Source organism: Streptomyces sp. KPB2 (genome assembly GCF_003950055.1).
Classification (GTDB): domain Bacteria; phylum Actinomycetota; class Actinomycetes; order Streptomycetales; family Streptomycetaceae; genus Streptomyces; species Streptomyces salinarius.
The window spans coordinates 6,105,266-6,127,778 of sequence record NZ_CP034353.1; the positions used below are offsets into that span (position 1 = coordinate 6,105,266).

Annotated in this window: 16 protein-coding genes; 6 read left to right on the forward strand and 10 right to left on the reverse strand. The window is 73.4% G+C overall.

Features of this window, described 5'->3' with window-relative positions:
- Positions 1–13 precede the first annotated feature (13 nt).
- From D1J63_RS27495 to D1J63_RS37360, 6 genes are read right to left on the reverse strand one after another with little or no spacing between them, the layout of a single operon-like run.
- Positions 14–838: a CoA ester lyase gene (locus D1J63_RS27495; RefSeq protein WP_125635859.1), complete on the reverse strand. Its 825-nt coding sequence runs from the start codon at positions 836–838 to the stop codon at positions 14–16.
- A 20-nt stretch (positions 839–858) separates the two neighbouring features.
- The gene (locus D1J63_RS27500; protein WP_125632527.1) at positions 859–2,091 is read right to left on the reverse strand and encodes a CoA transferase; all 1,233 of its coding nucleotides are present in this window, start codon (positions 2,089–2,091) and stop codon (positions 859–861) included.
- Positions 2,073–3,452, reverse strand: coding sequence for an ADP-ribosylglycohydrolase family protein (locus D1J63_RS27505; RefSeq protein ID WP_125632529.1), 1,380 nt, complete (start codon positions 3,450–3,452; stop codon positions 2,073–2,075). The genes D1J63_RS27500 and D1J63_RS27505 overlap by 19 nt, the downstream gene beginning before the upstream one ends.
- Positions 3,440–4,627, reverse strand: coding sequence for an ADP-ribosylglycohydrolase family protein (locus D1J63_RS27510; protein WP_125632531.1), 1,188 nt, complete (start codon positions 4,625–4,627; stop codon positions 3,440–3,442). The genes D1J63_RS27505 and D1J63_RS27510 overlap by 13 nt, the downstream gene beginning before the upstream one ends.
- A gap of 11 nt (positions 4,628–4,638) precedes the next feature.
- A complete protein-coding gene (locus D1J63_RS27515) occupies positions 4,639–5,913 on the reverse strand; it encodes an ADP-ribosylglycohydrolase family protein (RefSeq protein ID WP_125632533.1) in 1,275 nt (424 codons plus the stop codon).
- Complete coding sequence (locus tag D1J63_RS37360; protein ID WP_241235615.1) at positions 5,910–7,508, reverse strand: ADP-ribosylglycohydrolase family protein; 1,599 nt, start codon at positions 7,506–7,508, stop codon at positions 5,910–5,912. Before D1J63_RS37360 ends, D1J63_RS27515 begins: the two co-directional genes overlap by 4 nt.
- A 233-nt stretch (positions 7,509–7,741) precedes the next feature.
- Between D1J63_RS37360 and D1J63_RS27525 the strand changes: the two genes are divergently transcribed.
- From D1J63_RS27525 to D1J63_RS27535, 3 genes are all read left to right on the forward strand, one after another.
- Positions 7,742–8,473 carry a VIT1/CCC1 transporter family protein gene (locus D1J63_RS27525; protein ID WP_125632535.1) on the forward strand — a complete coding sequence of 244 codons (732 nt, stop codon included), beginning with the start codon at positions 7,742–7,744 and terminating at the stop codon, positions 8,471–8,473.
- A gap of 396 nt (positions 8,474–8,869) precedes the next feature.
- The gene (gltB, locus tag D1J63_RS27530) at positions 8,870–13,465 is read left to right on the forward strand and encodes a glutamate synthase large subunit (protein ID WP_241235616.1); all 4,596 of its coding nucleotides are present in this window, start codon (positions 8,870–8,872) and stop codon (positions 13,463–13,465) included.
- Complete coding sequence (locus D1J63_RS27535) at positions 13,458–14,921, forward strand: glutamate synthase subunit beta (protein ID WP_125632539.1); 1,464 nt, start codon at positions 13,458–13,460, stop codon at positions 14,919–14,921. Before gltB ends, D1J63_RS27535 begins: the two co-directional genes overlap by 8 nt.
- Positions 14,922–15,021: 100 nt before the next feature.
- Here D1J63_RS27535 and D1J63_RS27540 read toward each other — a convergent pair whose 3' ends face one another.
- Both D1J63_RS27540 and D1J63_RS27545 read right to left on the reverse strand, forming a co-directional pair.
- The gene (locus tag D1J63_RS27540; protein ID WP_125632541.1) at positions 15,022–15,942 is read right to left on the reverse strand and encodes a chitosanase; all 921 of its coding nucleotides are present in this window, start codon (positions 15,940–15,942) and stop codon (positions 15,022–15,024) included.
- Between the two features lie 30 nt (positions 15,943–15,972).
- Positions 15,973–16,911 carry a rhomboid family intramembrane serine protease gene (locus D1J63_RS27545; protein WP_125632543.1) on the reverse strand — a complete coding sequence of 313 codons (939 nt, stop codon included), beginning with the start codon at positions 16,909–16,911 and terminating at the stop codon, positions 15,973–15,975.
- 156 nt (positions 16,912–17,067) lie between these two features.
- On the opposite strand from D1J63_RS27545, the gene D1J63_RS27550 reads away from it, so the two are divergent.
- Complete coding sequence (locus D1J63_RS27550) at positions 17,068–17,793, forward strand: VWA domain-containing protein (RefSeq protein WP_164712995.1); 726 nt, start codon at positions 17,068–17,070, stop codon at positions 17,791–17,793.
- A gap of 10 nt (positions 17,794–17,803) precedes the next feature.
- On the opposite strand, the gene D1J63_RS27555 is transcribed toward D1J63_RS27550, so the two are convergent.
- Both D1J63_RS27555 and D1J63_RS27560 read right to left on the reverse strand, forming a co-directional pair.
- Complete coding sequence (locus D1J63_RS27555; RefSeq protein WP_164712996.1) at positions 17,804–18,433, reverse strand: SIMPL domain-containing protein; 630 nt, start codon at positions 18,431–18,433, stop codon at positions 17,804–17,806.
- 40 nt (positions 18,434–18,473) lie between these two features.
- On the reverse strand, positions 18,474–19,373 hold the full coding sequence (locus D1J63_RS27560; protein WP_125632547.1) for a hypothetical protein: 900 nt from the start codon (positions 19,371–19,373) through the stop codon (positions 18,474–18,476).
- A 137-nt stretch (positions 19,374–19,510) separates the two neighbouring features.
- Here D1J63_RS27560 and D1J63_RS27565 point away from each other — a divergent pair, with 137 nt between their 5' ends.
- Together D1J63_RS27565 and pepN are read left to right on the forward strand one after the other, a co-directional pair.
- A complete protein-coding gene (locus D1J63_RS27565; RefSeq protein WP_125632549.1) occupies positions 19,511–19,861 on the forward strand; it encodes a chorismate mutase in 351 nt (116 codons plus the stop codon).
- Between the two features lie 127 nt (positions 19,862–19,988).
- Positions 19,989–22,487: an aminopeptidase N gene (pepN, locus tag D1J63_RS27570; protein WP_164712997.1), complete on the forward strand. Its 2,499-nt coding sequence runs from the start codon at positions 19,989–19,991 to the stop codon at positions 22,485–22,487.
- Positions 22,488–22,513 lie beyond the last annotated feature (26 nt).

Sequence of the window (22,513 nt, forward strand, 5' to 3'; positions counted from 1 at the left end):
GGGGGGGCAGGGCTCAGGACAGGGTGGGCCGCCTGGCCAGCGACAGGGTGCGCCGGGCCGTCGCCACCACCGCCGCGTCGATGAACCGGCCGTCCGGCAGCGCCTGCGCGCCCGGCTGCACCGAGGCCGCCTTCACGATCGTCTCCGCCTCCTCCAGCTCCCGCTCGGTCGGCAGATACGCCCGCTCGATGATCGGCAGCTGGCGGGGGTGGATCGCGGCCCGCCCCAGGAAACCCAGGGCCCGCCCGTGGGCGCAGGACGCCGCCAGGCCCTCCAGGTCCCGGGTGTCCGGATGCACCGTCTGGGACGGCGGCGCCAGGCCCGCCGCCCGCGCGGCCACGACCACCCGCGAGCGCGACCAGTCCAGGCCGGCGTCCCCGCGCACGCCCAGGTCGGCCCTCAGATCCGCCTCACCGAGGGCGATGCCGCGCAGCGCCGGGTGCGCGGCGGCGATCCGGTACGCCCGCTCCACCCCCAGGGCCGTCTCCAGCAGCGCGTACAACGGCGGCCCGCCGGTGCTCTCGGCGACCTCGGTCACCTGCTCCGGCGCCGTCACCTTGGGCAGCCGCAGCCCGGACAGCCCCGGCAGCGCGGCCAGCGCCGCCAGGTCCCCGGCGGCGAGCGGACCGTCCAGGGCGTTGACACGGACGTGCACCGGCACCGGCTGCGGCTCGCCGAGCAGCTCGGCCGTGGCGTCGCGCGCGTACTCCTTGCGGTCGGCGGCGACCGCGTCCTCCAGGTCGACCACCACCACGTCCGCACCGGCGGCCAGCGCCTTGGCCACCACCCGGGGCCGGTCCCCGGGGGCGTACAGCCAGGTCAACGGGGGTGTGGTCAGCGATACGGTCCGGGATGCGGTCATACGACGCCCTCCTCGCGCAGCTCCTTGACGTCCGCCGGGGTGAGCCCCAGCCCGGTGAGCACCTCCTCGGTGTCGGCGCCGTGCGGGCGGCCCGCCCAGCGGATCGCGCCCGGGGTGGCGGAGAGCCGGAAGAGGACGTTCTGCATCCGCAGCGGGCCCAGCTCGGGATCGTCGACCGTGGTGACGGTGTCCAGGGCCTGGTACTGCGGGTCGGCCATCACGTCCCGCACGTCCTGGACCGGCGCCACGGCCGCCTCGGCCTTCTCGAACGCGGCGAGCACGTCGGCGCGGGAGTGCCGGGCGATCCAGTCGCCCACCGCCGCGTCCAGCACGTCCGCGTGCCGGGCCCGCTCGGCACCCGTCGCGAACCAGGGCTCGTCGATCAGCTCCGGGCGGCCCACCAGCCGCATCACCCGCTCGGCGACGGACTGCGCCGAGGTGGACACGGCGACCCAGGTGCCGTCGGCGGTGCGGTAGGTGTTGCGCGGTGCGTTGTTCTGCGAGCGGTTGCCGGTGCGCGGCTGGACGTGTCCGAGCTGGTCGTACCAGAGGGGCTGCGGGCCCAGCACGGTCAGGATCGGCTCGATGATCGCCATGTCGACGACCTGGCCCTCGCCGGTGCGCTCCCGGGCGGCCAGCGCGGTCATCACCGCGTACGCCGTCGCCAGCGCCGCGATGGAGTCGGCGAGGCCGAACGGCGGCAGCGTCGGCGGCGCGTCCGGCTCGCCGGTCATCGCGGCGAACCCGCTCATGGCCTCGGCGAGGGTGCCGAAGCCGGGGCGGCGCGCGTACGGGCCGAACTGGCCGAAGCCGGTGACCCGGGTCAGGACCAGGCGCGGATTGACGGCGGACAGCTCGTTCCAGCCCAGGTCCCACCTCTCCAGGGTGCCCGGCCGGAAGTTCTCGACGACGACGTCGGCGGTGGCGGCGAGCCGGAGGAGGGTGGCGCGCCCGGCGGGCTTCGACAGGTCCAGGGTGATCGTGTGCTTGTTGCGGCCCAGCAGCTTCCACCACAGCCCGATCCCGTCCTTCGACGGGCCGTGCCCCCGGGACGGATCGGGCCGGGTGGGGTGCTCGACCTTGATCACCTCGGCGCCGAAGTCACCGAGCATGGTGGCGGCGAGCGGCCCCGCGAAGAGGGTGGCGAGGTCGAGGACGCGCAGGCCGGCCAGCGGGGCCGGGGAGGCGGCGGGGGCGGCGGTCGCAGAGGTCACGTCGGGCTCGGGCATGGGCGGGTGGCCTCCCGGTGGGTGAGGTGGGCGAGGGTGTCGAAGCCGGTGCCGTCGAACTCGCCGACGGAGGTGGCCAGACGGTTCTTCAGCGGGGCCGTCCAGTGCTCGGGCAGCGCGCCCGGGGAACCGGCGAGCAGCCCGGCGACGCCGCCGACGGTGGCGCCGTTGGAGTCGGTGTCCCAGCCGCCGGAGACGACGCGCGAGACCGAGCCGGTGAAGTCGCCGTCCGCGTGGGTGAGCGCGGCGGCGATCAGGGCGGCGTTGGGAACGGCGTGCACCCAGTGGTGCGCGGGGGAGTGCACGGCGTGGAGCTCGTCCACGACCGTGTCGAAGTCGTCGTGCGCGCCCGCGAGCCGTACGGCGTGCCGGACGGCCCCGGCGAGACGCGAGCCGGGCGGTACGACCGCGAGGCCCGCGCGCAGACAGGCGTGGACGTCGGGCGCGTCGGCGGGGGCTGCGGTGGCGATGACGGCCGCCGCGAACATCGCCGCGTGTACGCCGCCCGCGGTGTGGGTGAGGGTCGCATCGCGGTGCGCCTGCTCGGCGGCGGCGCCCGGGTCGCCCGGGTTGGTCCAGCCGTGCACGTCGGCGCGGATCAGGGCGCCGATCCACTCGCGGAAGGGGTTGCGGTGGCGGGCGGTGTCCGGAGGCTCGATGCCGGTCAGGAGGTTGCGGTGGGCGACGCGCTCGGCGGTGAAGGTGCGGCCGGGCGGGAGTTCGTCGAGCCAGAGGCGGGCCACGTCGTCGGTGGTGAAGGCCCTGCCGTGGCGCTGGAGGAGCAGCAGGTTCAGGAGCGGGTAGTTGAGGTCGTCGTCCTCCGGCATGCCGTCGATGTTCTCGGCGAGGGAGGTGGGCGCGGAACGCCGGTTCCAGGGGTACCCGGCGAGCAGGTCGCGGGGGACGCCCCGGGCCGTGAAGTACGAGGTCGGGGGCCAGTTGCCGGCGGCCCGCCCGAGGAGGCGGATGCCGGTCAGGGGCAGCTTCTCGACGGGCTTGCCCAGCAGGCACCCGACGGCGCGACCGAGCCAGGCGGCCTCCAGACGGGAGGGGGACACGGCGCGGGCGGGGCGCGGGGACGGCCAGTCGGGGCACAGCGCCCTGATCCGGTCGAGGTCCGTGGGCTCGGCGTCCGCCGACGGGCACGGCAGGCGGGCCAGTTCGTCCAGGAGGTCTTCCGCGAGCCGGCGCAGGCGGGGGGAGACCGGGCGGGCGGAGGCGCCCGCCCGGTCTGGTGCCTCGCCGCCGCCCGCCGCCCGCCAGCGGGCCGCCACCGCCGCCGCGTCGCGGCCGTCCAGCCGCGCCTGGCGCAGCTCGTGGCCGACCAGGTCCTCGGGCTGCACCCAGGTCAGCCGGAGCATCCCGCGCCCCCGATCGCGGTGAACGCCTCCTCGTGCGCGCGGCGTCCGCGCACGTCCCGCTCGAAGACCTCCCGTGCGACCTCGGTGAGCGTCGCCGCCGGTGCCCACAGGTCCAGGCGGCTCGCCTCCGCGACGGTCTTGGCCCAGTCCTCGGGCACCGGCGATCCCAGGGCTCCGGCGAGCGCGCCCGCCATCGTGGCGATGGAGTCGCAGTCGCGGCCGTAGTTGACCGCGCCGAGCACGGCGTGCCGGAAGTCGCCGCCGGAGACGAGCAGCATGCCGAGGGCGACGGGCAGTTCCTCGATCGCGTGCAGGCGCGAGGGGCGGCGGGCGCCGAGCGAGGGGGCGCGGTAGTCGGGGCCCACGGTGTCGTACGGGGCCACCGCCGCCCGCAGCGGTGCCAGCGCCGACTCGAAGTCCGAGTGGCGGGCGGCCACGTCGCACACGGCGCCGATCGCCGCCCGGGTGCCGTCCTTGGCCAGGGCCAGGCAGGCGGCCACCACGGAGTCCGGGGTCGCCCCCGGCTCGCACGCCGCGGCCACCGCCGCCGCGAAGACGCCGGCCGCCTCACGGCCGTACGACGACTGGTGTGCGCCCGCGACGTCCAGGGCCTCGGCGTAGGCCGCCGCGGGGTTCGCCGCGTTGACCAGGCCGACCGGGGCCATGTACATCGCGGCACCGCAGTTGACGATGTTGCCGGTGCCGGCCTCGCGCGGGTCCACATGGCCGTAGTGGATGCGCGCGACCAGCCACTTCTCGGCGAGGAAGATCCGCTGGAGGGGGAGCGCCTCGGCCTCCAGCTCCGGGATCCAGCGCGGGTTCGTGATCAGGTCGGGGACCAGGTGCTCGGCGACCGCGTACGCGTCGAGGTGGTCGCGGACCGTGCCGTAGACCCGGACCAGCGCGTGGGTCATCAGGGTGTCGTCGGTGACGTGGCCGTCGCCCTTGTGGTACGGCGCGAGGGGACGGGCGGTGCGCCAGGCGTCGCCGCTCCAGGGGCCGACGACGCCGTGGACGCGGCCGCCGTGGCGTTCGAGGATCTGCTCGGGGGAGTAGCCCTCGACGGGGCCGCCGAGGGCGTCGCCGACGGCGGCGCCGACGAGCGCGCCGGTGACCCGCTCGTCGAGGGGCACGGTCGTCCGGTGGTCCGGGGATGCGGAGGTCGTGGAGGTCATGGGGCGGTGCGTCATGGGGCGGTGCCTCGTCCTTCCGGTCGGGACGCTTGCGTGGCGTGCAGGAGAGCGGCGAGTTCGACCAGGTCGGTCCCGGTGAGCCGGGGCAGTACGCAGCCGGGCAGGGTGCGGCAGGCGTCCCGCCAGGACGCGGGGAGCGACGTGCCGCCGCCGAGCGCGCCGGTGAGGGCGCCGGCCAGCGCGGGGGCGGAGTCCGCGACCCGGGACAGACAGGCCGCCGCCGGCACCGCGTCGGCGATGCGGCCCCGGGCGGCGCGGGCCAGGGCGAGGGCGACCGGGACGGTCTCGGCGGCGGCGATGCCGTAGCTGTAGACGTGGTCGACGATGCGGTGCTCGAGGAGCGGGACCAGGGCGAAGGTGCTCTCGGCGTCCGCCGCGAGGGCCAGGGCCTGGCGGGCGTTGCGGCCGATCTCCGTCGCCTCGGGGAGTTCGGCGAGCGCGGCCGTCGTACAGGCGTCCACGTCGGCGCCGTCGAGGGCGCACGCCAGTGCCGCCGCCATCGCCCGGGCGCCGTGCACGCCGTCGCCGTCCTGGGTGTAGCGGGCGTCGAACTCGGCGAGGTCGGCGGCGGGGCGCGGGGCGCCGGGGTGGGCGACGGCCAGGACGCAGGCCCGTACGCAGGCGGCGTCGTCGAAGTAGTGCGGGTTGTCGTGGCCGGTGGCGGGCGGGCGCAGCCCGGCGGCGAGGTTGCCGAGCCCGGCGCGCACCGAGATGCGGGCGCGCAGGGGCAGGACCGCCGACTCGACCTCGGGGGCGCGGTCGGCCGCCGCGGCGACCTCGCTGGCGACGGCGTTCCAGGTCAGGTCGATCGCGGCGCGCATCCGGCGGTCCCGGCTCAGGTCCCCGAGCAGGCTGTCGTCGCCCGCCCGCAGCACCGCCTCCACCGCGAACGCCGCCCACTCGGCGTCGTCCGAGGGGCCGAGGCGCAGCGGTTCCGGCGGCTGGTTCAGGGCGATGGGGACGGGGAGGGTGGTGGTCGCGTTCTGCTCGGCGAAGGTGTCCAGCTCGCGGGTGAGCCGACGCGTCCACTCCGGCATCCGGGCGGCCCGGTGCCGGGCGGCCGGCCAGCCGGCGGCGTCTCCGGCGGCGAGCCCGAGCAGCAGCCCCTCGATGCGGTCGGCGAGCGACACGGTGCCACCGGCCGCCACGGCCGGCTCCGCTCCCGGCCGGTGCCCGCTCCCCGCGAACCCGCTCGCCTCCGGCACACCGGGCCCTTCGACGTACGCCGTGACACCCGTCGCCCGAACCTCACCCCGCGCCCGGCTCACGACATCGCCTCCGCCCCGTGGGCGCCCGGCGGCACGGCTCCCGCGCCGGGCTGTGTGGGCTTCGGGGTGGGTGGCCCCGGTTCTGTGCTCTGGGGTGTTTGCACCGCGTCCGGTGGTGGGGCTGCCGTGCCCGGCCGTGTGGGCTTCGGGGCGGGTGGATGCGCGGCCGGACGGGGCGGGGGCCGGGTGCCACCGTCGCCGAGCGGGAGCGAGCCGGTGGGCGCTTCGCCCGGTACGCGGGCTGCGGCCGTCCCGGGACCTGGCGTCGCCCGCCCCGTCTCCTGCACCGACGCCTCGATCGCCTCCGACGGCGCCCGCCCGGAGTCCCCCGCCACCCACGGCGCCTCGCCGGCCGCCTGCACCTTGCCCGGCCGCACCCGCATCCGTTCCGCGCCCGGAGGCGCCACCGGCGTCGCCGGGGCCACTGGCGCAGGCTCGGCGTCCGGTGGCGGGGCTTCCGCGCCCGGTGGTACGCGTACCGGGCCGGACGGCACCTCCGCCGGGTGTCGGGGCACCCCCTCCGCGTTCTCAGGCTCCCGGGGCACTCGCACCGTGGTCGCTGGCACCTCCGCCGGGCCCCGGCTCTCCGCGGCCGGTGGAGAGGCTCGTGTCAGGAGGTCCGCCACCTCCAGGACGTGGTGGCCGGCCATCGTCGGCAGGCAGGTGCCGCGGGCCGGGCCGATGGCGGCGGCCCAGTCGGGCGGGATGGCGTGGACGCCCCGGGTCGCGCCGGCCAGGGCGCCGGCCACCGCGGCCGTGGTGTCGGCGTCGCGGCCCATGTTGACGGCCGTCAGCACCGCGTCCGTGAAGTCGCCGTCCGCCGCCGCGTACGCGCCGAAGGCGAGGGCGACGGCCTCGGGGGCCAGGTCGGTCCACGGGTAGCCGCCGATGACCACCGCGGAGCGCACCGCACGTTCGCCGCGGTGGGCCGCCGTCATGGCGCGGCGCAGACAGCGCGCCGTCCAGGAGTCGTCCGGGACCACGGCCAGCGCGGAGGCCACCACCGCGACGGTCGACGCCCCGGCCATCGCCGCCGCGACGCCCGCCGCCACCGCCTGGCCGCCGTAGATGCCCTCGCCCTCGTGGCTGACGGAGCCGTCGATCGCCGCCAGCCGGGCCGCCTCCGCCGGGCGCCCGGCGGCGAACACGCCGTGCGGCGCGGCCCGCATCGCCAGTCCGTCGCTCCAGGCGTGGCGGTGCTGGGCGGAGATCGGGGCGGCCAGGCCCCGGCGCAGGTTCTCCAGGGTGCCGCGTTCGCTGAAGCCCGCGCCCCGGAACGGGCCCTCCTCCCGGTCCGCGATCCACTCGTGCCAGGCCGTCTCCACATGGGCCTGGGTGAGCGCGGCGCCGTGGCGGGCCAGCAGCAGGCCCGAGAAGATCGCGTACTCCGTGTCGTCGGTACCGGCGGGCCGGTCGGCCACGTATCCCGTGATGCGGCCCCAGCGGGCGCGGATCTCCGAGGGCTTCATGTTCTCGGCCGGCGCCCCGAGGGCGTCCCCGACGGCCAGCCCGAGCAGCGCGCCCCGGGCCCGGTCGCGGAGCCCGACGGCGCCCTGGGGCGCGGGGACCGGGGGAATGCAGGCGGTGGATGCCATGCGGCCTCTCCTCTCCCTCGGCACATCTGTCCCCGGTGCGGTGCGCACCGCAGCCGAACCGGGCGCAGCGTCACCCGGTCGACATATGAGCAAGCATGATCACGAATGAGTACGGAGAGGTAAAGCCGCAGGTAAGCCCAGCCTTTCCTTGCTGGCGAGGCGGAAATGATCGGCGTAGATTGAGTGTTGTTAAAAAGTGGAATGAGTCCAAACTAGCTTCCGGGGGATCCCGAATGGCCATCATCGAGACCGAGGCGGCGCTGCACGAGGCGCACCGCGACAACCACACCCACCGCGACGTGAACGGCGGCTGGCTGCGCCCCGCCGTCTTCGGCGCCATGGACGGACTGGTCTCCAACCTCGCCCTGATGACCGGTGTCGCCGGCGGTACGACGAGCCAGCAGACCGTGGTGATCAGCGGACTCGCGGGGCTGGCCGCCGGCGCCTTCTCCATGGCCGCCGGCGAGTACACCTCCGTCGCCTCCCAGCGCGAGCTGGTCGAGGCCGAGCTGGACGTGGAGCGCCGCGAGCTGCGCAAGCACCCGGCGGACGAGGAGGCCGAGCTGGCCGCGCTCTACGAGGCGCGCGGCGTCGAGCCCGAGCTGGCCCGCGAGGTCGCCCGCCAGCTCTCCAGCGACCCCGAGCAGGCGCTGGAGATACACGCCCGCGAGGAGCTGGGCATCGACCCCTCCGACCTGCCCTCGCCCACCGTCGCGGCCGTGTCCTCCTTCGGCTCCTTCGCGCTGGGCGCCCTGCTCCCCGTCCTGCCCTTCCTGCTCGGCGCCAGTGCGCTGTGGCCCGCCGTACTGCTCGCGCTGGCCGGGCTGTTCCTGTGCGGCGCGGTGGTCGCCAAGGTCACGGCCCGCAGCTGGTGGTACAGCGGCCTGCGGCAGCTCGCCCTCGGTGGCGCGGCCGCCGGTGTGACGTATCTCCTGGGCAGCCTGTTCGGAACGGCCGTAGGATAGCCCGGCTCGAACCTATGCGGCCCTCCGCATAAGTAGTCGCCACTCGCAGCCGTTACTCGCTGGTTTCGAGTGCGTAATCTCCGGGCATGAGCCGTAAGCGCTGTGGGCAATGAGGCCTGCCGCGCATCCGCGGAGTGGGCGACGACGCTCCCTCCGCGCCCTCGGGCCGACGGGCATCGATCTGTTCGCTTCGGTCCCCACAGCCTCCACCACGGGTACGGAACCCCCACCGCACCCCGTCGGTGTCCGCATGTTGGAACGGATTGTCCCGTTTACCGAGAACCAATCCATCATGTAGCCTGCACCAAATTTTTCAGCGACTGCTGCACCACCGCAGAGGGCCAACGTCGTCCCTCGGCACTTGCCACATGCCAGATGACGACGACGGGAGAGCCGATGCGTACGCCGCGCCAGCCGTCCCAGCACTCCGCGAATGGCCAGAACTGGTCCTTCATGGATGCTCGCCCTGCCGCGCAGGGTATGTACGACCCCCGCAACGAACACGACGCGTGCGGCGTCGGTTTCGTCGCCACCCTCACCGGCGAGGCGTCCCACACCCTGGTCGACCAGGCACTCACCGTGCTGCGCAACCTGGAGCACCGCGGCGCCACCGGCTCCGAGCCCGACTCGGGCGACGGTGCGGGCATCCTCTCCCAGGTGCCGGACGCCTTCTTTCGCGAGGTGGCCGGATTCGAACTGCCCGAGGCCGGGTCGTACGCCGTCGGTATCGCCTTCCTGCCGGTCGAGGGCACCGACGACGCCGTCGCCCGCATCGAGGCCATCGCCGGCGAGGAGGGCCTCACCGTCCTCGGCTGGCGCGAGGTACCGGTCGCGCCGCAGATGCTCGGCGCCACCGCCCGCTCGACCATGCCGGTCTTCCGCCAGATCTTCGTGACCGACGGTGCCTCGCAGGGCATCGCCCTGGACCGCCACGCCTTCGCGCTGCGCAAGCGCGCCGAGCGCGAGGTCGGCGTCTACTTCCCGTCGCTGTCCGCGCGGACCGTCGTCTACAAGGGCATGCTCACCACCGGCCAGCTGGAGCCGTTCTTCCCGGACCTGTCCGACCGCCGCTTCGCCTCCGCGATCGCGCTCGTGCACTCCCGGTTCTCCACCAACACCTTCCCGAGCTGGCCGCTCGCCCACCCGTACCGCTTCGTCGCCCACAACGGCGAGATCAACACGGTCAAGGGCAACCGCAACTGGATGCGCGCCCGCGAGTCCCAGCTCGCCTCGGACCTGTTCGGCTCCTCCGCGGACCTGGAGCGGATCTTCCCGATCTGCACGCCGGACGCCTCGGACTCCGCCTCCTTCGACGAGGTCCTGGAACTGCTCCACCTGGGCGGGCGTTCGCTGCCGCACTCCGTGCTGATGATGATCCCGGAGGCGTGGGAGAACCACGACTCCATGGACCCGGCCCGGCGCGCCTTCTACCAGTTCCACTCCACGATGATGGAGCCCTGGGACGGCCCCGCCTGCGTCACCTTCACCGACGGCACCCAGGTCGGCGCCGTGCTCGACCGCAACGGTCTGCGCCCCGGCCGCTACTGGGTCACGGACGACGGCCTCGTCGTCCTCGGCTCCGAGGTCGGCGTCCTCGACATCGACCCCGCGAAGGTCGTCCGCAAGGGCCGCCTCCAGCCCGGCCGCATGTTCCTCGTGGACACCGCCGAGCACCGCATCATCGAGGACGACGAGATCAAGGCCCAGCTCGCCGCCGAGCAGCCGTACGCCGAGTGGATGGAAGCCGGCGAGATCGAGCTGTCCGACCTGCCCGAGCGCGAGCACATCGTGCACACCCACGCCTCGGTCACCCGCCGCCAGCAGACCTTCGGGTACACCGAGGAGGAGCTGCGGGTCATCGTCGCGCCGATGGCCAAGGCCGGCGCCGAGCCCATCGGCTCCATGGGCACCGACTCGCCGATCGCCGCGCTCTCCGACCGTCCCCGGCTGCTCTTCGACTACTTCACCCAGCTCTTCGCCCAGGTCACCAACCCGCCGCTGGACGCCATCCGCGAGGAACTGGTCACCTCGCTGCGCTCCTCGCTCGGCCCCCAGGGCAACCTGCTCGACCCGACGGCCGCCTCGTGCCGCAGCGTCCTGCTGCCCTTCCCGGTGATCGACAACGACGAGCTGGCCAAGCTCATCCACATCAACGCCGACGGCGACATGCCCGGCTTCAAGGCCGCGACCCTCTCCGGTCTCTACCGGGTGCACGGTGGCGGCGACGCGCTGGCCGCGCGCATCGAGGAGATCTGCGCCGAGGCCGACGCCGCCATCGAGAACGGCGCCCGGCTCATCGTCCTGTCCGACCGCCACTCGGACGCCGAGCACGCGCCGATCCCCTCGCTGCTGCTCACCGCCGCCGTCCACCACCACCTCATCCGCACCAAGCAGCGCACCGAGGTGGGCCTGCTGGTCGAGGCCGGCGACGTCCGCGAGGTCCACCACGTCGCCCTGCTCATCGGCTTCGGCGCCGCCGCGGTCAACCCGTACCTCGCGATGGAGTCCGTCGAGGACCTGGTCCGCGCGGGTACCTTCCTGCCCGGCATCGAGACCGAGCAGGCCATCCGCAACCTGATCTACGCCCTCGGCAAGGGCGTCCTCAAGGTCATGTCCAAGATGGGCATCTCCACCGTCGCCTCCTACCGCGGCGCCCAGGTCTTCGAGGCCGTCGGCCTGGACGAGGCCTTCGTCGCCAAGTACTTCAACGGCACCGCCACCAAGATCGGCGGCGTCGGCATCGACGTCGTCGCTCAGGAGGTCGCCGCCCGCCACGCCAAGGCCTACCCGGCCAGCGGCATCGCGCCGGCCCACCGCGCCCTGGAAATCGGCGGCGAGTACCAGTGGCGCCGCGAGGGCGAGCCGCACCTGTTCGACCCGGAGACGGTCTTCCGCCTTCAGCACTCCACGCGCTCCGGCACGTACGACATCTTCAAGAAGTACACCGAGCGGGTGAACGAGCAGTCCGAGCGGCTGATGACGCTGCGCGGCCTGTTCGGCTTCAAGTCGGACCGGCAGCCGATCCCCCTCGACGAGGTCGAGCCCGTCTCCGAGATCGTCAAGCGCTTCTCCACCGGCGCCATGTCGTACGGCTCCATCTCCCAGGAGGCGCACGAGACCCTCGCCATCGCCATGAACCAGCTGGGCGGCAAGTCCAACACCGGTGAGGGCGGCGAGGACCCGGAGCGCCTGTACGACCCGGCGCGCCGGTCCAGCATCAAGCAGGTCGCTTCCGGCCGCTTCGGCGTGACCTCCGAGTACCTGGTCAACGCGGACGACATCCAGATCAAGATGGCCCAGGGCGCCAAGCCCGGCGAGGGCGGCCAGCTGCCCGGGCACAAGGTCTACCCGTGGGTCGCCAAGACCCGGCACAGCACCCCCGGTGTCGGTCTGATCTCCCCGCCGCCGCACCACGACATCTACTCGATCGAGGACCTGGCCCAGCTGATCCACGACCTGAAGAACGCGAACCCGCAGGCGCGGATTCACGTCAAGCTGGTCTCCGAGGTCGGCGTCGGCACGGTCGCCGCGGGTGTGTCCAAGGCGCACGCGGACGTCGTGCTCATCTCCGGCCACGACGGCGGCACCGGCGCCTCCCCGCTCACGTCGCTCAAGCACGCGGGCGGCCCCTGGGAGCTGGGCCTGGCCGAGACCCAGCAGACCCTGCTGCTCAACGGCCTGCGCGACCGCATCGTCGTCCAGACCGACGGCCAGCTCAAGACCGGCCGCGACGTCGTCATCGCCGCGCTGCTGGGTGCCGAGGAGTTCGGTTTCGCGACCGCGCCGCTCGTCGTCTCCGGCTGCGTCATGATGCGCGTCTGCCACCTGGACACCTGCCCGGTCGGCATCGCCACCCAGAACCCGGTCCTCAGGGAGCGGTTCTCCGGCAAGGCCGAGTACATCGTGAACTTCTTCCGGTTCATCGCCGAGGAGGTCCGCGAGATCCTCGCCGAGCTGGGCTTCCGCTCCATCGAGGAGGCCGTCGGCCACGCCGAGACCCTCGACGTGACCCGCGCCGTCGACCACTGGAAGGCGCAGGGCCTCGACCTGGCCCCGCTCTTCCACGTGCCCGCACTGGCCGAGGGCGCGGTGCGCCACCAGACCGTCGCCCAGGACCACGGCCTGGAGAAGGCGCTCGACAACCAGCTGATCAAGCTGGCCGCCGACGCGCTGGCCGCCCCGGACGCCGCCCAGGCCGCCCCGGTGCGCGCCCAGGTCGCCATCCGCAACATCAACCGCACGGTCGGCACCATGCTCGGCCACGAGGTGACGAAGAAGTTCGGCGGCGGCGGGCTGCCCGACGACACCGTCGACATCACCTTCACCGGCTCCGCCGGCCAGTCCTTCGGCGCCTTCGTCCCGCGCGGCATCACGCTGCGCCTGGAGGGCGACGCCAACGACTACGTCGGCAAGGGCCTGTCCGGCGGCCGGATCGTCGTCCGCCCCGACCGGGGCGCCGACCACCTCGCCGAGTACTCCACCATCGCCGGCAACACCATCGGCTACGGCGCCACCGGCGGCGAGATGTTCCTGCGCGGCAAGGTCGGCGAGCGCTTCTGCGTCCGCAACTCCGGCGCGCTGGTCGTCTCCGAGGGCGTCGGCGACCACGGCTGCGAGTACATGACCGGCGGCCACGCGGTCGTCCTCGGCGAGACCGGGCGCAACTTCGCGGCCGGCATGTCCGGCGGCATCGCCTACGTCGTCGACCTCGACCGCGACAACGTCAACGTCGGCAACGTCGACGCGATCCACGCCCTGGACGACGCCGACAAGGACTGGCTGCACGACGTGGTGCGCCGCCACGCCGAGGAGACCGGGTCCACCGTCGCCGAGAAGCTGCTCGCCGACTGGCCCGCCGCCGTGGCGCGCTTCAGCAAGCTCATCCCCAGCACGTACCAGGCAGTGCTCGCCGCCAAGGACGCCGCCGAGCGAGCCGGTCTCTCCGAGACCGAGACCACCGAGAAGATGATGGAGGCGGCGACCAATGGCTGATCCCAAGGGCTTTCTGAACCACGGACGCGAGGTCGCCAGGACCCGCCCCGTCGAGGAGCGCGTCAAGGACTGGAACGAGGTCTACGTCCCCGGCTCCCTGCTGCCGATCATCAGCAAGCAGGCCAGCCGCTGCATGGACTGCGGCATCCCGTTCTGCCACAACGGCTGCCCCCTCGGGAACCTGATCCCCGAGTGGAACGACTACGCCTACCGCGAGGACTGGTCGGCCGCGTCCGAGCGCCTGCACGCCACCAACAACTTCCCGGAGTTCACCGGCCGCCTGTGCCCGGCCCCGTGCGAGTCGGCGTGCGTGCTCGGCATCAACCAGCCGCCGGTCACCATCAAGAACGTCGAGGTCTCGATCATCGACAAGGCGTGGGAGACCGGGGACGTCGCCCCGCGCATCCCCGAGCGCCTGTCCGGCAAGACCGTCGCCGTCATCGGCTCGGGCCCGGCGGGGCTCGCCGCCGCCCAGCAGCTCACCCGGGCCGGCCACACCGTCGCCGTCTACGAGCGCGCGGACCGCATCGGAGGCCTCCTCCGCTACGGCATCCCCGAGTTCAAGATGGAGAAGCGGCACATCAACCGGCGCATAGAGCAGATGCGCGCTGAGGGCACCCGCTTCCGCACCGGCGTCGAGATCGGCCGCGACCTCAAGGCGACCGACCTGAAGAAGCGCTACGACGCCGTCGTCATCGCCGCCGGCTCCACCACCGCCCGCGACCTGCCGGTCCCCGGCCGCGAGCTGAACGGCATCCACCAGGCGATGGAGTACCTGCCGCTGGCCAACAAGGTCCAGGAGGGCGACTACGTGGCGCCCCCGATCACGGCCGAGGGCAAGCACGTCGTCGTCATCGGCGGCGGCGACACCGGCGCCGACTGCGTGGGCACCGCCCACCGCCAGGGCGCGGCCTCCGTCACCCAGCTGGAGATCATGCCCCGGCCGGGCGAGGAGCGGAACCCGGTCTCGCAGCCGTGGCCGACCTTCCCGATGCTGTACAAGGTCACCAGCGCCCACGAGGAGGGCGGCGAGCGCGTCTACGCCGTCTCCACCACCCACTTCGAGGGCGACGAGGACGGCAACGTCCAGTGGCTGCACATGAGCGAGGTCGAGTTCGTCGACGGGAAGCTCACGTCGAAGCCGGGCACCGAGCGCAAGATCCCGGCCCAGCTGGTCACCCTCGCCATGGGCTTCACCGGCACCGACAAGGAGAACGGTCTGGTCGACCAGTTCGGCCTGGCGCTCGACGCACGGGGTAACATCGCCCGGGACGCCGACTTCCAGACCAACGTGCCGGGTGTGTTCGTCGCCGGTGACGCCGGCCGCGGCCAGTCGCTCATCGTCTGGGCGATCGCCGAGGGCCGCTCGGCCGCCCGCGGCGCCGACCGCTTCCTGACCGGGGCCAGCGACCTGCCGGCCCCGATCCGCCCGACCGACCGCGCCCTCGCGGTCTGACGGACGGAACAACCGAAGAACGTCCCGCACAAAGGCGTGCGGAACACTGATGGCGCCTGCCCCGTCCCCGACCGGACCAAGGGCAGGCGCCGTCGCATGCTCAGGGCACCCGGTAGGTGTCCCCGTACATCTCCCACACCAGCGGCGTCGCCAGCTTCATGTTCCCGGCCGCGAGGAACCGGCGCTGGGCCGTGTCGACGCGGGAGGTGTCGATGCCCGGGCGCTTGGCCTCCATGGCCTGCTTGCGGACGTCCAGGAAGGTCTCCAGGTAGGCCTTCTCCGAGCCCCCCTGCCCCGGCGTCCTCGCCTCGGCCATGGCCCGCTCGCGCAGTCCGTAGAAGCCCTCGGCGTCCGTGTCCGGGCCGTGGAAGACCATCGCGTCGTAGTAGACGAACTGGCCCAGCGTGCCCAGGCCGTCCAGCTTGGCCAGCCGCACCGCCGGTTCGAAGTAGACCCGGTCGCGCTCCGCCTCCTGCGCCTCGCGGAACGCCGGGACCTCGGCCTCCGCCCGCCAGGCCGCCGTGAAGCCCGGGTCCAGGCCCTCGTGGGAGTCGCTGCCGTCCACCTTGCGCAGGGCGGGCAGGTACGTGGCCAGACCGTTGTCCGGGTGGTCCTCGGTGTAGCGCTCGACCAGCATGAGCAGGTCGTGGGTGCCGGTGCAGAAGCCGATGATGCCCGCGGTGTACCCGTCGCCGTCCCCGACGTCCTCGATGCTGCCGTAGGCGGTGCGCCACTTCGTGGTCGAGTTCTCGGCGCTGGACACCAGCTGCTGGGCCAGCTCCTTCTTCGCCGGTGCGGCCAGCCCCGGCGGCAGGTCGGCGATGAGCGCGTCGTCCGCCTCCCGTTCCTCCTCGGCCCGGTCCTTGGCGTCGTCGCGGGCCGACTTGGCGGTGGCCGGGGACGAGGAGGACGCGGAGGATGCGGTGCCCGCCGAGTCGGCCGAGTCGTCCGGCACGGCGAGGTACACGCCCGCGGCGATCACGGGAAGGGCCCCGAGGAGCAGCACTCCGACACGTTTCACAGGGGGACACCTCTCATAGGGGGACACCTCTCACAGGGGAACACTTCCGCCGGTCAGTTCCGACACCTTCACCGCCGCAGTCACCGCCAGCAGTACCACCAGCCCGGCCCCCGCCCCGGCCTGCACCGCGACCCGGCGTCCGTCCCGGGGCGCGTACGCGTACGCCAGGGCCAGCGCACCGCCCACCAGCAGGCCGCCGAGATGACCCTGCCACGAGGTGAACCAGGCCGACACCACCAGCCACAGCAGCAGCCCGGCCATGAAACGGTTGACCCGCCCCCGCTCGGCGCCCAGCCTGCGGTGCAGCACGTAGTACGCGGCCCCCACCCCGAAGACCGCCCCGGACGCGCCGATCGAGGCCTGCGCGGGATCGGTGAGGACCAGTTCCAGGACGGAACCGCCGAGTGCCGACAGCAGGTACAGGACGGCGAACCGCGCCCGGCCGAGCATCAGCTCCACCACCTGCCCCAACTGCCACAGCACGACCATGTTCAGCGTGATGTGCACCAGCCCGAACGTGCCGTCGAAGGGCGACTGGTGCAGGAAGGCGCTGGTGAGCATCCGTTCCCACTCGCCCCCGGCCACCCCCTCCACCCGCAGCGGCCCGGAGCCCAGGAACAGGCCGTCACCGCCGGGCAGAGGGGTGCCGTCCGGACCGACCAGCCGCGAACCCACCATGGCGAACCGGTCCACGAGCCCCGGCCGCACCAGCTCCGCGAGGTACGCCAGCACGTTCAGCGCGAACAGTACGTACGTCACCACGGGCGTCGTCGAGATCCGGCCCCCGACGAGCGTCCGGGCCTGCCGTACCGACCGCGCCCCCTCCTTCACGCACTCCGGACACTGGTGGCCGACGGGCGCCTCGCGCATGCAGTCGGGGCAGATGTACCGCTCGCAGCGGGTGCAGCGGACGTGGCACTCCACCGCGGGATGGCGGTAGCAGGTGGTGGCGGTGGACTCGGAATCCACGGGGGCCGGCTCCTCGGGACGGGCGGACGGTGAGCCGGTGGGGGACGGCGGCGAACAAAATAACGAATGCCGGTGGACCGGCCGGGAGGCGGGGTGCGCCGTGCCGTACCCTCGGCACCCGTACGACGCACGGCAGGGATGACAGGGGGAGTCCGCATGGCCGCGATCAGTCTCACCAAGATGCGGGAGAGCGCGCCCGCGCTGGTCGATCTGTACCAGACCGCCGGTGTGTCGCTCACCAAGCACGGCATGGACGGGACCCGGGCCGCGGTCTACCTCGTCGTCGACTACTCCGGCTCCATGAAGCCGTACTACAAGGACGGCAGCGTGCAGGCGCTCGCCGACCGGGTGCTGAGCCTGTCCGCCCACCTCGACGACGACGGCACCGTGCCGGTGGTGTTCTTCTCCACCGACGTCGACGCCGTCACCGAGATCGCGCTCGCCGACCACCAGGGGCGGATCGAGCGGATCGTGGCCGGGCTCGGGCACATGGGCAAGACCAGCTACCACCTGGCCATGGACGCCGTCATCGACCACTACCTGGACAGCGGCTCCCGCCACCCGGCGCTGGTCGTCTTCCAGACCGACGGCGGCCCGATCAACCGGCTGGCCGCCGAGCGGTACCTGTGCAAGGCGGCGCCGCTGCCCCTGTTCTGGCAGTTCGTCGGCTTCGGCGACCCGGACAGCCGCCAGTTCGACTACCTGCGCAAGCTCGACGAACTCGCGGTGCCCGGCAAGCGGGTCGTCGACAACGCCGGCTTCTTCCACGCCGGCCGCGACCCCCGCAAGGTCACCGACGCGGACCTCTACGACCGGCTGGTGGCCGAGTTCCCCCAGTGGCTGGCGGCCGCACGCGCCCGGGGCATCGTGCGGGCCGACTGAGCGTCGCCGGTCAATGCCTGAGGGAGAAGCCCAGCACGACCCGGGCGGACACCTCCACCACTCCCGGAGCCAGCGGGCCCGGCGGGCCGCCGCCCGCGGAGGCACGGAACGCGGCGACGGGCTCCGACTCCACGTCCTGGATGTGCAGGACCGGCCCCAGCCGCGCGTCCGCCGCCTCCGCGTACACCTCGGCCTTGCGACGGGCAGCGGCCACCGCCCTGCGCCGCGCCTCGTCGAGGAGCGCGGACCGGTCGCGCACGTCGAACTCGACGCCGTCGATCCGGTGCGCGCCCGCCTCGACCACGTCCGCGATCAGCCGCTCCAGCCCGTCCAGCCCCTCGGTCTCCACCGCGTACGAGGCCTGGCACCGGTACCCGAGCATCCTGCGGCGACCGCCGTGACCGTCGTACTCCGAGCTGAGGCCCAGCCGGGAGCCCGAGACCGAGGCGTCCGGCACCCCGTGCCGCCGCAGCACCTCCCGCAGCCGGGCCACCGCCTCCCCGGCCCGCTGGAAGGCCTGCTCCGGCGACTGTTCCAGGACGTCCACCGCTGGCCTCACCCGCGCGACCGACGGTTCGGCCCGCATCGTGCCCGAGCCGAACACGCTGATGCCCCAGGGTTCTTCGATGGCCTGTGTCATACGGGCATTCAAGCAGCGCCCCCGCCCCCCGCGCCCCCGATTACGTGTCGCACTCCAGCACCGTCCGGCACAGCCCGCACCGCGCCCGTACCCGCCCCCGCACCGGCACCCTGATCCGCTGGTGACACGTCGGGCAGGGGAACGACACCCGCAGCTGCCCCGGGGTCTGAGCCGTGAACGTGTACGCGTCGCCGTCCGCAGCCGCACCGGCCGGGTGCGGATCCTGGGCGTGGCGGCGGTCCCGGGCGTAGCGGCGGCGGCCCGCCCAGCCGGCCGCCGTCAGCGGCGGCTGCTGCTCGTCCCGGCGCGCCCGGGCCAGCCCCTTGCCGTACGCCGTGTACGCCTGCGGACTGGTGAACCACACCGACGGATCCTCGCCGAACACCAGCGCCCGCTTGGCCAGCACGTAGCCGAACTCCTCCGGCGTCAGATACCCCAGCTTCTGCGAGGACGCCGCGTCCTCCCGGTAGGCGTCCAGGAGCAGCCAGCCCGCGCCCAGGTAGGTCGCCGCCGTGTCGGTCAGGATCTCGTTGGCCCGGGTGCCCGGGAAGGACAGGTCCAGACGGTGCAGGTAGACGTGCATCACCTCGTGCGCGAGCGCCGCCCCGATGTCCCGGCGATGCGTGCGGAAGCGGTCGTTCAGCTCGATGAAGTACTCCGGTCCCGCCGTCAGTTCCACGTTCGCCGCGTGGGTCATCTCGCGGAAGGAGACGATCATGCGGGCGTCCGGCAGCCGGTAGTGCCGCACCAGCTCGTGGGCCACCCGCTGCGCGCCCAGATACAGGTCGTCCGTGTCGCAGAACGCCACGTCCACCGGGGCCACACTGGCCGAGAAGGTCCGGACGGTGTCGTACGACAGCCGCCGGTACAGCGCCGTGACCGCCTCCCGCACCGTCTCCAGGTGCGGGAAGCCGTGCTCGACCGGTCCGCCGTTCGCCACGCCCTACCCCCAAGACGCCTGAACCCTGCTCCCTGAGTCCTGCTCGTCCCACTGTAGGAGCCGTACGGGGACCGTGCGGCGTTCAGCGCCTGAGACGGTCTGCGACAGCCGGGCCGGCGCCCGTAGGGTGTGCGCCCATGACCACCAGCAACACCGGTACCGGTGCCGTCGAACCCGCCGCCCGCGAGGAGCTGGACCGGCTGCGGGACAGCATCGACAACATCGACGCGGCCGTCGTCCACATGCTCGCCGAGCGCTTCAAGTGCACCCAGCAGGTCGGCCACCTCAAGGCCCGCCACCGGCTGCCGCCCGCCGACCCGGCCCGCGAGGCCCAGCAGATCGCCCGGCTGCGCGCCCTCGCCGAGAGCGCCAAACTCGACCCCGCGTTCGCCGAGAAGTTCCTGAACTTCATCGTCGCCGAGGTGATCCACCACCACGAGCGCATCGCCGAGAGCAACGACACCGCCGGCGCACCGGCCGCCGACTGAGACGGCCGCGCCCCCGGCCTCGGGGGCGCACGCCGGGAGAGTGCGACGGCCGCGCGGCGGAGCGGACATACCGCGCGTACCGAACCGCCTCTGTGCCCTGCCCACCGCATCAGGCAGCATGTCGTGCATGTCCGTACTGACGCGCGACGAAGCGCAGACCCGTTCCCGGCTCCTCGACGTCCACCACTACGCGATCGACCTCGATCTCACCCGTGGGGACGAGACCTTCGACTCCCGTACCGTCATCCGGTTCACCGTCCGCGGCGACACGGACAGCACGGACACGTTCGTCGAGGTCAAGCCCGCGGAGCTGCGCGCCGTCACCCTGGACGGACAGCCCCTGGACCCGGCCGCGCTCGACGAGAACCGGCTGGCGCTGAAGAACCTCGCGCCCGGCGAGCACGAACTGCGCGTCGACGCCGCCATGCGCTACTCCCGCACCGGCGAGGGCATGCACCGCTTCACCGACCCCACCGACGGCGAGACCTACGTCTACACGCAGCTCTTCCTCGACGACGTCCAGCGCGTCTACGCCGCCTTCGACCAGCCCGACCTCAAGGCCGTCTTCGACCTCACCGTGACCGCCCCCGAGGGCTGGACCGTCCTCGCCAACGGCATCACCGAGCACACCGGCGACGGCCGCTGGAAGGCCGCCACCACCCCGCTGATCTCCACCTACCTCGTCGCCGTCGCCGCCGGTCCCTGGCACTCGGTGCGCACCGAGCACCGCGGCCTGCCCTTCGGCATCCACTGCCGCCGCTCGCTCGCCCCGCACCTGGACGCCGACGCCGACGAACTTTTCGACGTCACCCGCGCCTGCTTCGACCGGTACCACGAGAAGTTCACCGAGCCCTACCCGTTCGACTCCTACGACCAGGCGTTCGTCCCCGAGTTCAACGCCGGCGCCATGGAGAACCCCGGACTGGTCACCTTCCGCGACGAGTTCGTCTTCCGCTCCGCCGTCACCGAGACCCAGCGCCAGACCCGCGCCATGGTCGTCGCCCACGAGATGGCCCACATGTGGTTCGGCGACCTCGTCACCCTGCGCTGGTGGGACGACATCTGGCTGAACGAGTCCTTCGCCGAGTACATGGGCTACCAGACCACCGCCGAGGCCACCCGTTTCACCGACACCTGGACCGACTTCGGCGTCACCCGCAAGGCCTGGGGCTACGACGCCGACCAGCGCCCCTCCACCCACCCCGTCGCCCCCGAGGACGTCCGGGACACCGCCTCCGCCCTCCTCAACTTCGACGGCATCTCCTACGCCAAGGGCGCCTCCGCCCTGCGCCAACTCGTCGCCTGGCTCGGCGAGAAGGACTTCCTGGCCGGCATCAACACCCACTTCGAACGGCACAAGTTCGCCAACGCCTCCCTCGCCGACTTCATCGACTCCCTCGCCGCCGCCACCGACCGCGACGTCCACGCCTGGGCCGACGCCTGGCTGCGCACCACCGGCGTCGACACCCTCACCCCGAGCATCGCCGGCGACAACGGCAGCCGCGTCCTCACCGTCCACCGCACCGGCGAGCGCCCCCACCGCATCGCCGTCGGCCTCTACGACCAGGACCCGGGCGAGGAGGGCCGCCTCACCCCGCGCGAACGCCTCGACATCGACGTCCCCCAGGACGGGCCCCGGCCCATCGGCAAGCTCCCCGCCCTCGTCGTCCTCAACGACGGCGACCTGAGCTACGCCAAGATCCGCTTCGACGCCGACTCCTTCCGCGCCGTCCGCGAGAGCCTGTCCGGCCTGCCCGACCCGCTCACCCGGGCCGTCGTCTGGAACGCCCTGAGGGACGCCGTCCGCGACGGCGAACTCCCCGCCGCCACCTACCTCGACATCGCCCGCACCCACCTCCCGCACGAGACCGACCTCGCCCTCGTCGACGGCGTCCTCGCCTTCGCCGCCGGCCAGGTCGCCGACCGCTACGTCACCCCGGAGCAGCGGCCCGCCGCCCTGAACACCCTCGCCGAGCTGTGCCGCGACCTCATCCGCCGCACCGAGGACGGCGACCACCCCGGCCTGCGCCTGATCGCCGTGCGCCACCGCATCTCCACCGCCGCCCACCCCGACACCATCGCCGCCTGGCTCGCCGACGGCACCGTGCCCGGCGGGCCCGAACTCGACCCCGAGCTGCGCTGGCGCATCCTCACCCGGCTCGCCGTCCTCGGCGCCACCGACGAGGCCGCCATCGCCGCCGAGCTGGCGAGCGACCCGAGCGCCACCGGCCAGGAGGGCGCCGCCCGCTGCCGCGCCGCGCTGCCCGACGCCGAGGCCAAGGCCCGCGCCTGGGACGCCATGTTCGCCTCCGACGACCTGTCCAACTACCTGTTCACCGCCACCGCCCAGGGCTTCTGGCAGCCCGAGCAGGCCGACCTCGTGGCCGGCTACGTACCGCGCTACTACACCGAGGCCGTCGCCCTCGCCGCCCGCCGCGGCCCCGCCATCGCCGACGCCGCCGGACGCTGGGCCTTCCCCGCCCACGCCGTCGACGCCGACACCCTCCGCCTCGGCCGGGAGTGCCTCGCGGACGCCGACCCGATCCCCGCCCTGCGCCGCAAGCTCACCGACCAGCTCGACGACCTGGCCCGCGCCCTGCGGGTACGGGAGGCGAACACCGACTGAGCCCGGACGCGGCCGGCCCCCTCTCC

Excerpts from the sequence above, each read along its gene's own strand:
- D1J63_RS27500 (WP_125632527.1), bottom strand. The coding sequence starts at position 2,091 with ATGCCCGAGCCCGACGTGACCTCTGCGACCGCCGCCCCCGCCGCCTCC.
- D1J63_RS27505 (WP_125632529.1), bottom strand. The coding sequence starts at position 3,452 with ATGCTCCGGCTGACCTGGGTGCAGCCCGAGGACCTGGTCGGCCACGAG.
- D1J63_RS27510 (WP_125632531.1), bottom strand. The coding sequence starts at position 4,627 with ATGACCTCCACGACCTCCGCATCCCCGGACCACCGGACGACCGTGCCC.
- D1J63_RS37360 (WP_241235615.1), bottom strand. The coding sequence starts at position 7,508 with ATGGCATCCACCGCCTGCATTCCCCCGGTCCCCGCGCCCCAGGGCGCC.
- D1J63_RS27525 (WP_125632535.1), top strand. The coding sequence starts at position 7,742 with ATGGCCATCATCGAGACCGAGGCGGCGCTGCACGAGGCGCACCGCGAC.
- gltB (WP_241235616.1), top strand. The coding sequence starts at position 8,870 with ATGCGTACGCCGCGCCAGCCGTCCCAGCACTCCGCGAATGGCCAGAAC.
- D1J63_RS27535 (WP_125632539.1), top strand. The coding sequence starts at position 13,458 with ATGGCTGATCCCAAGGGCTTTCTGAACCACGGACGCGAGGTCGCCAGG.
- D1J63_RS27550 (WP_164712995.1), top strand. The coding sequence starts at position 17,068 with ATGGCCGCGATCAGTCTCACCAAGATGCGGGAGAGCGCGCCCGCGCTG.
- D1J63_RS27555 (WP_164712996.1), bottom strand. The coding sequence starts at position 18,433 with ATGACACAGGCCATCGAAGAACCCTGGGGCATCAGCGTGTTCGGCTCG.
- D1J63_RS27565 (WP_125632549.1), top strand. The coding sequence starts at position 19,511 with ATGACCACCAGCAACACCGGTACCGGTGCCGTCGAACCCGCCGCCCGC.
- pepN (WP_164712997.1), top strand. The coding sequence starts at position 19,989 with ATGTCCGTACTGACGCGCGACGAAGCGCAGACCCGTTCCCGGCTCCTC.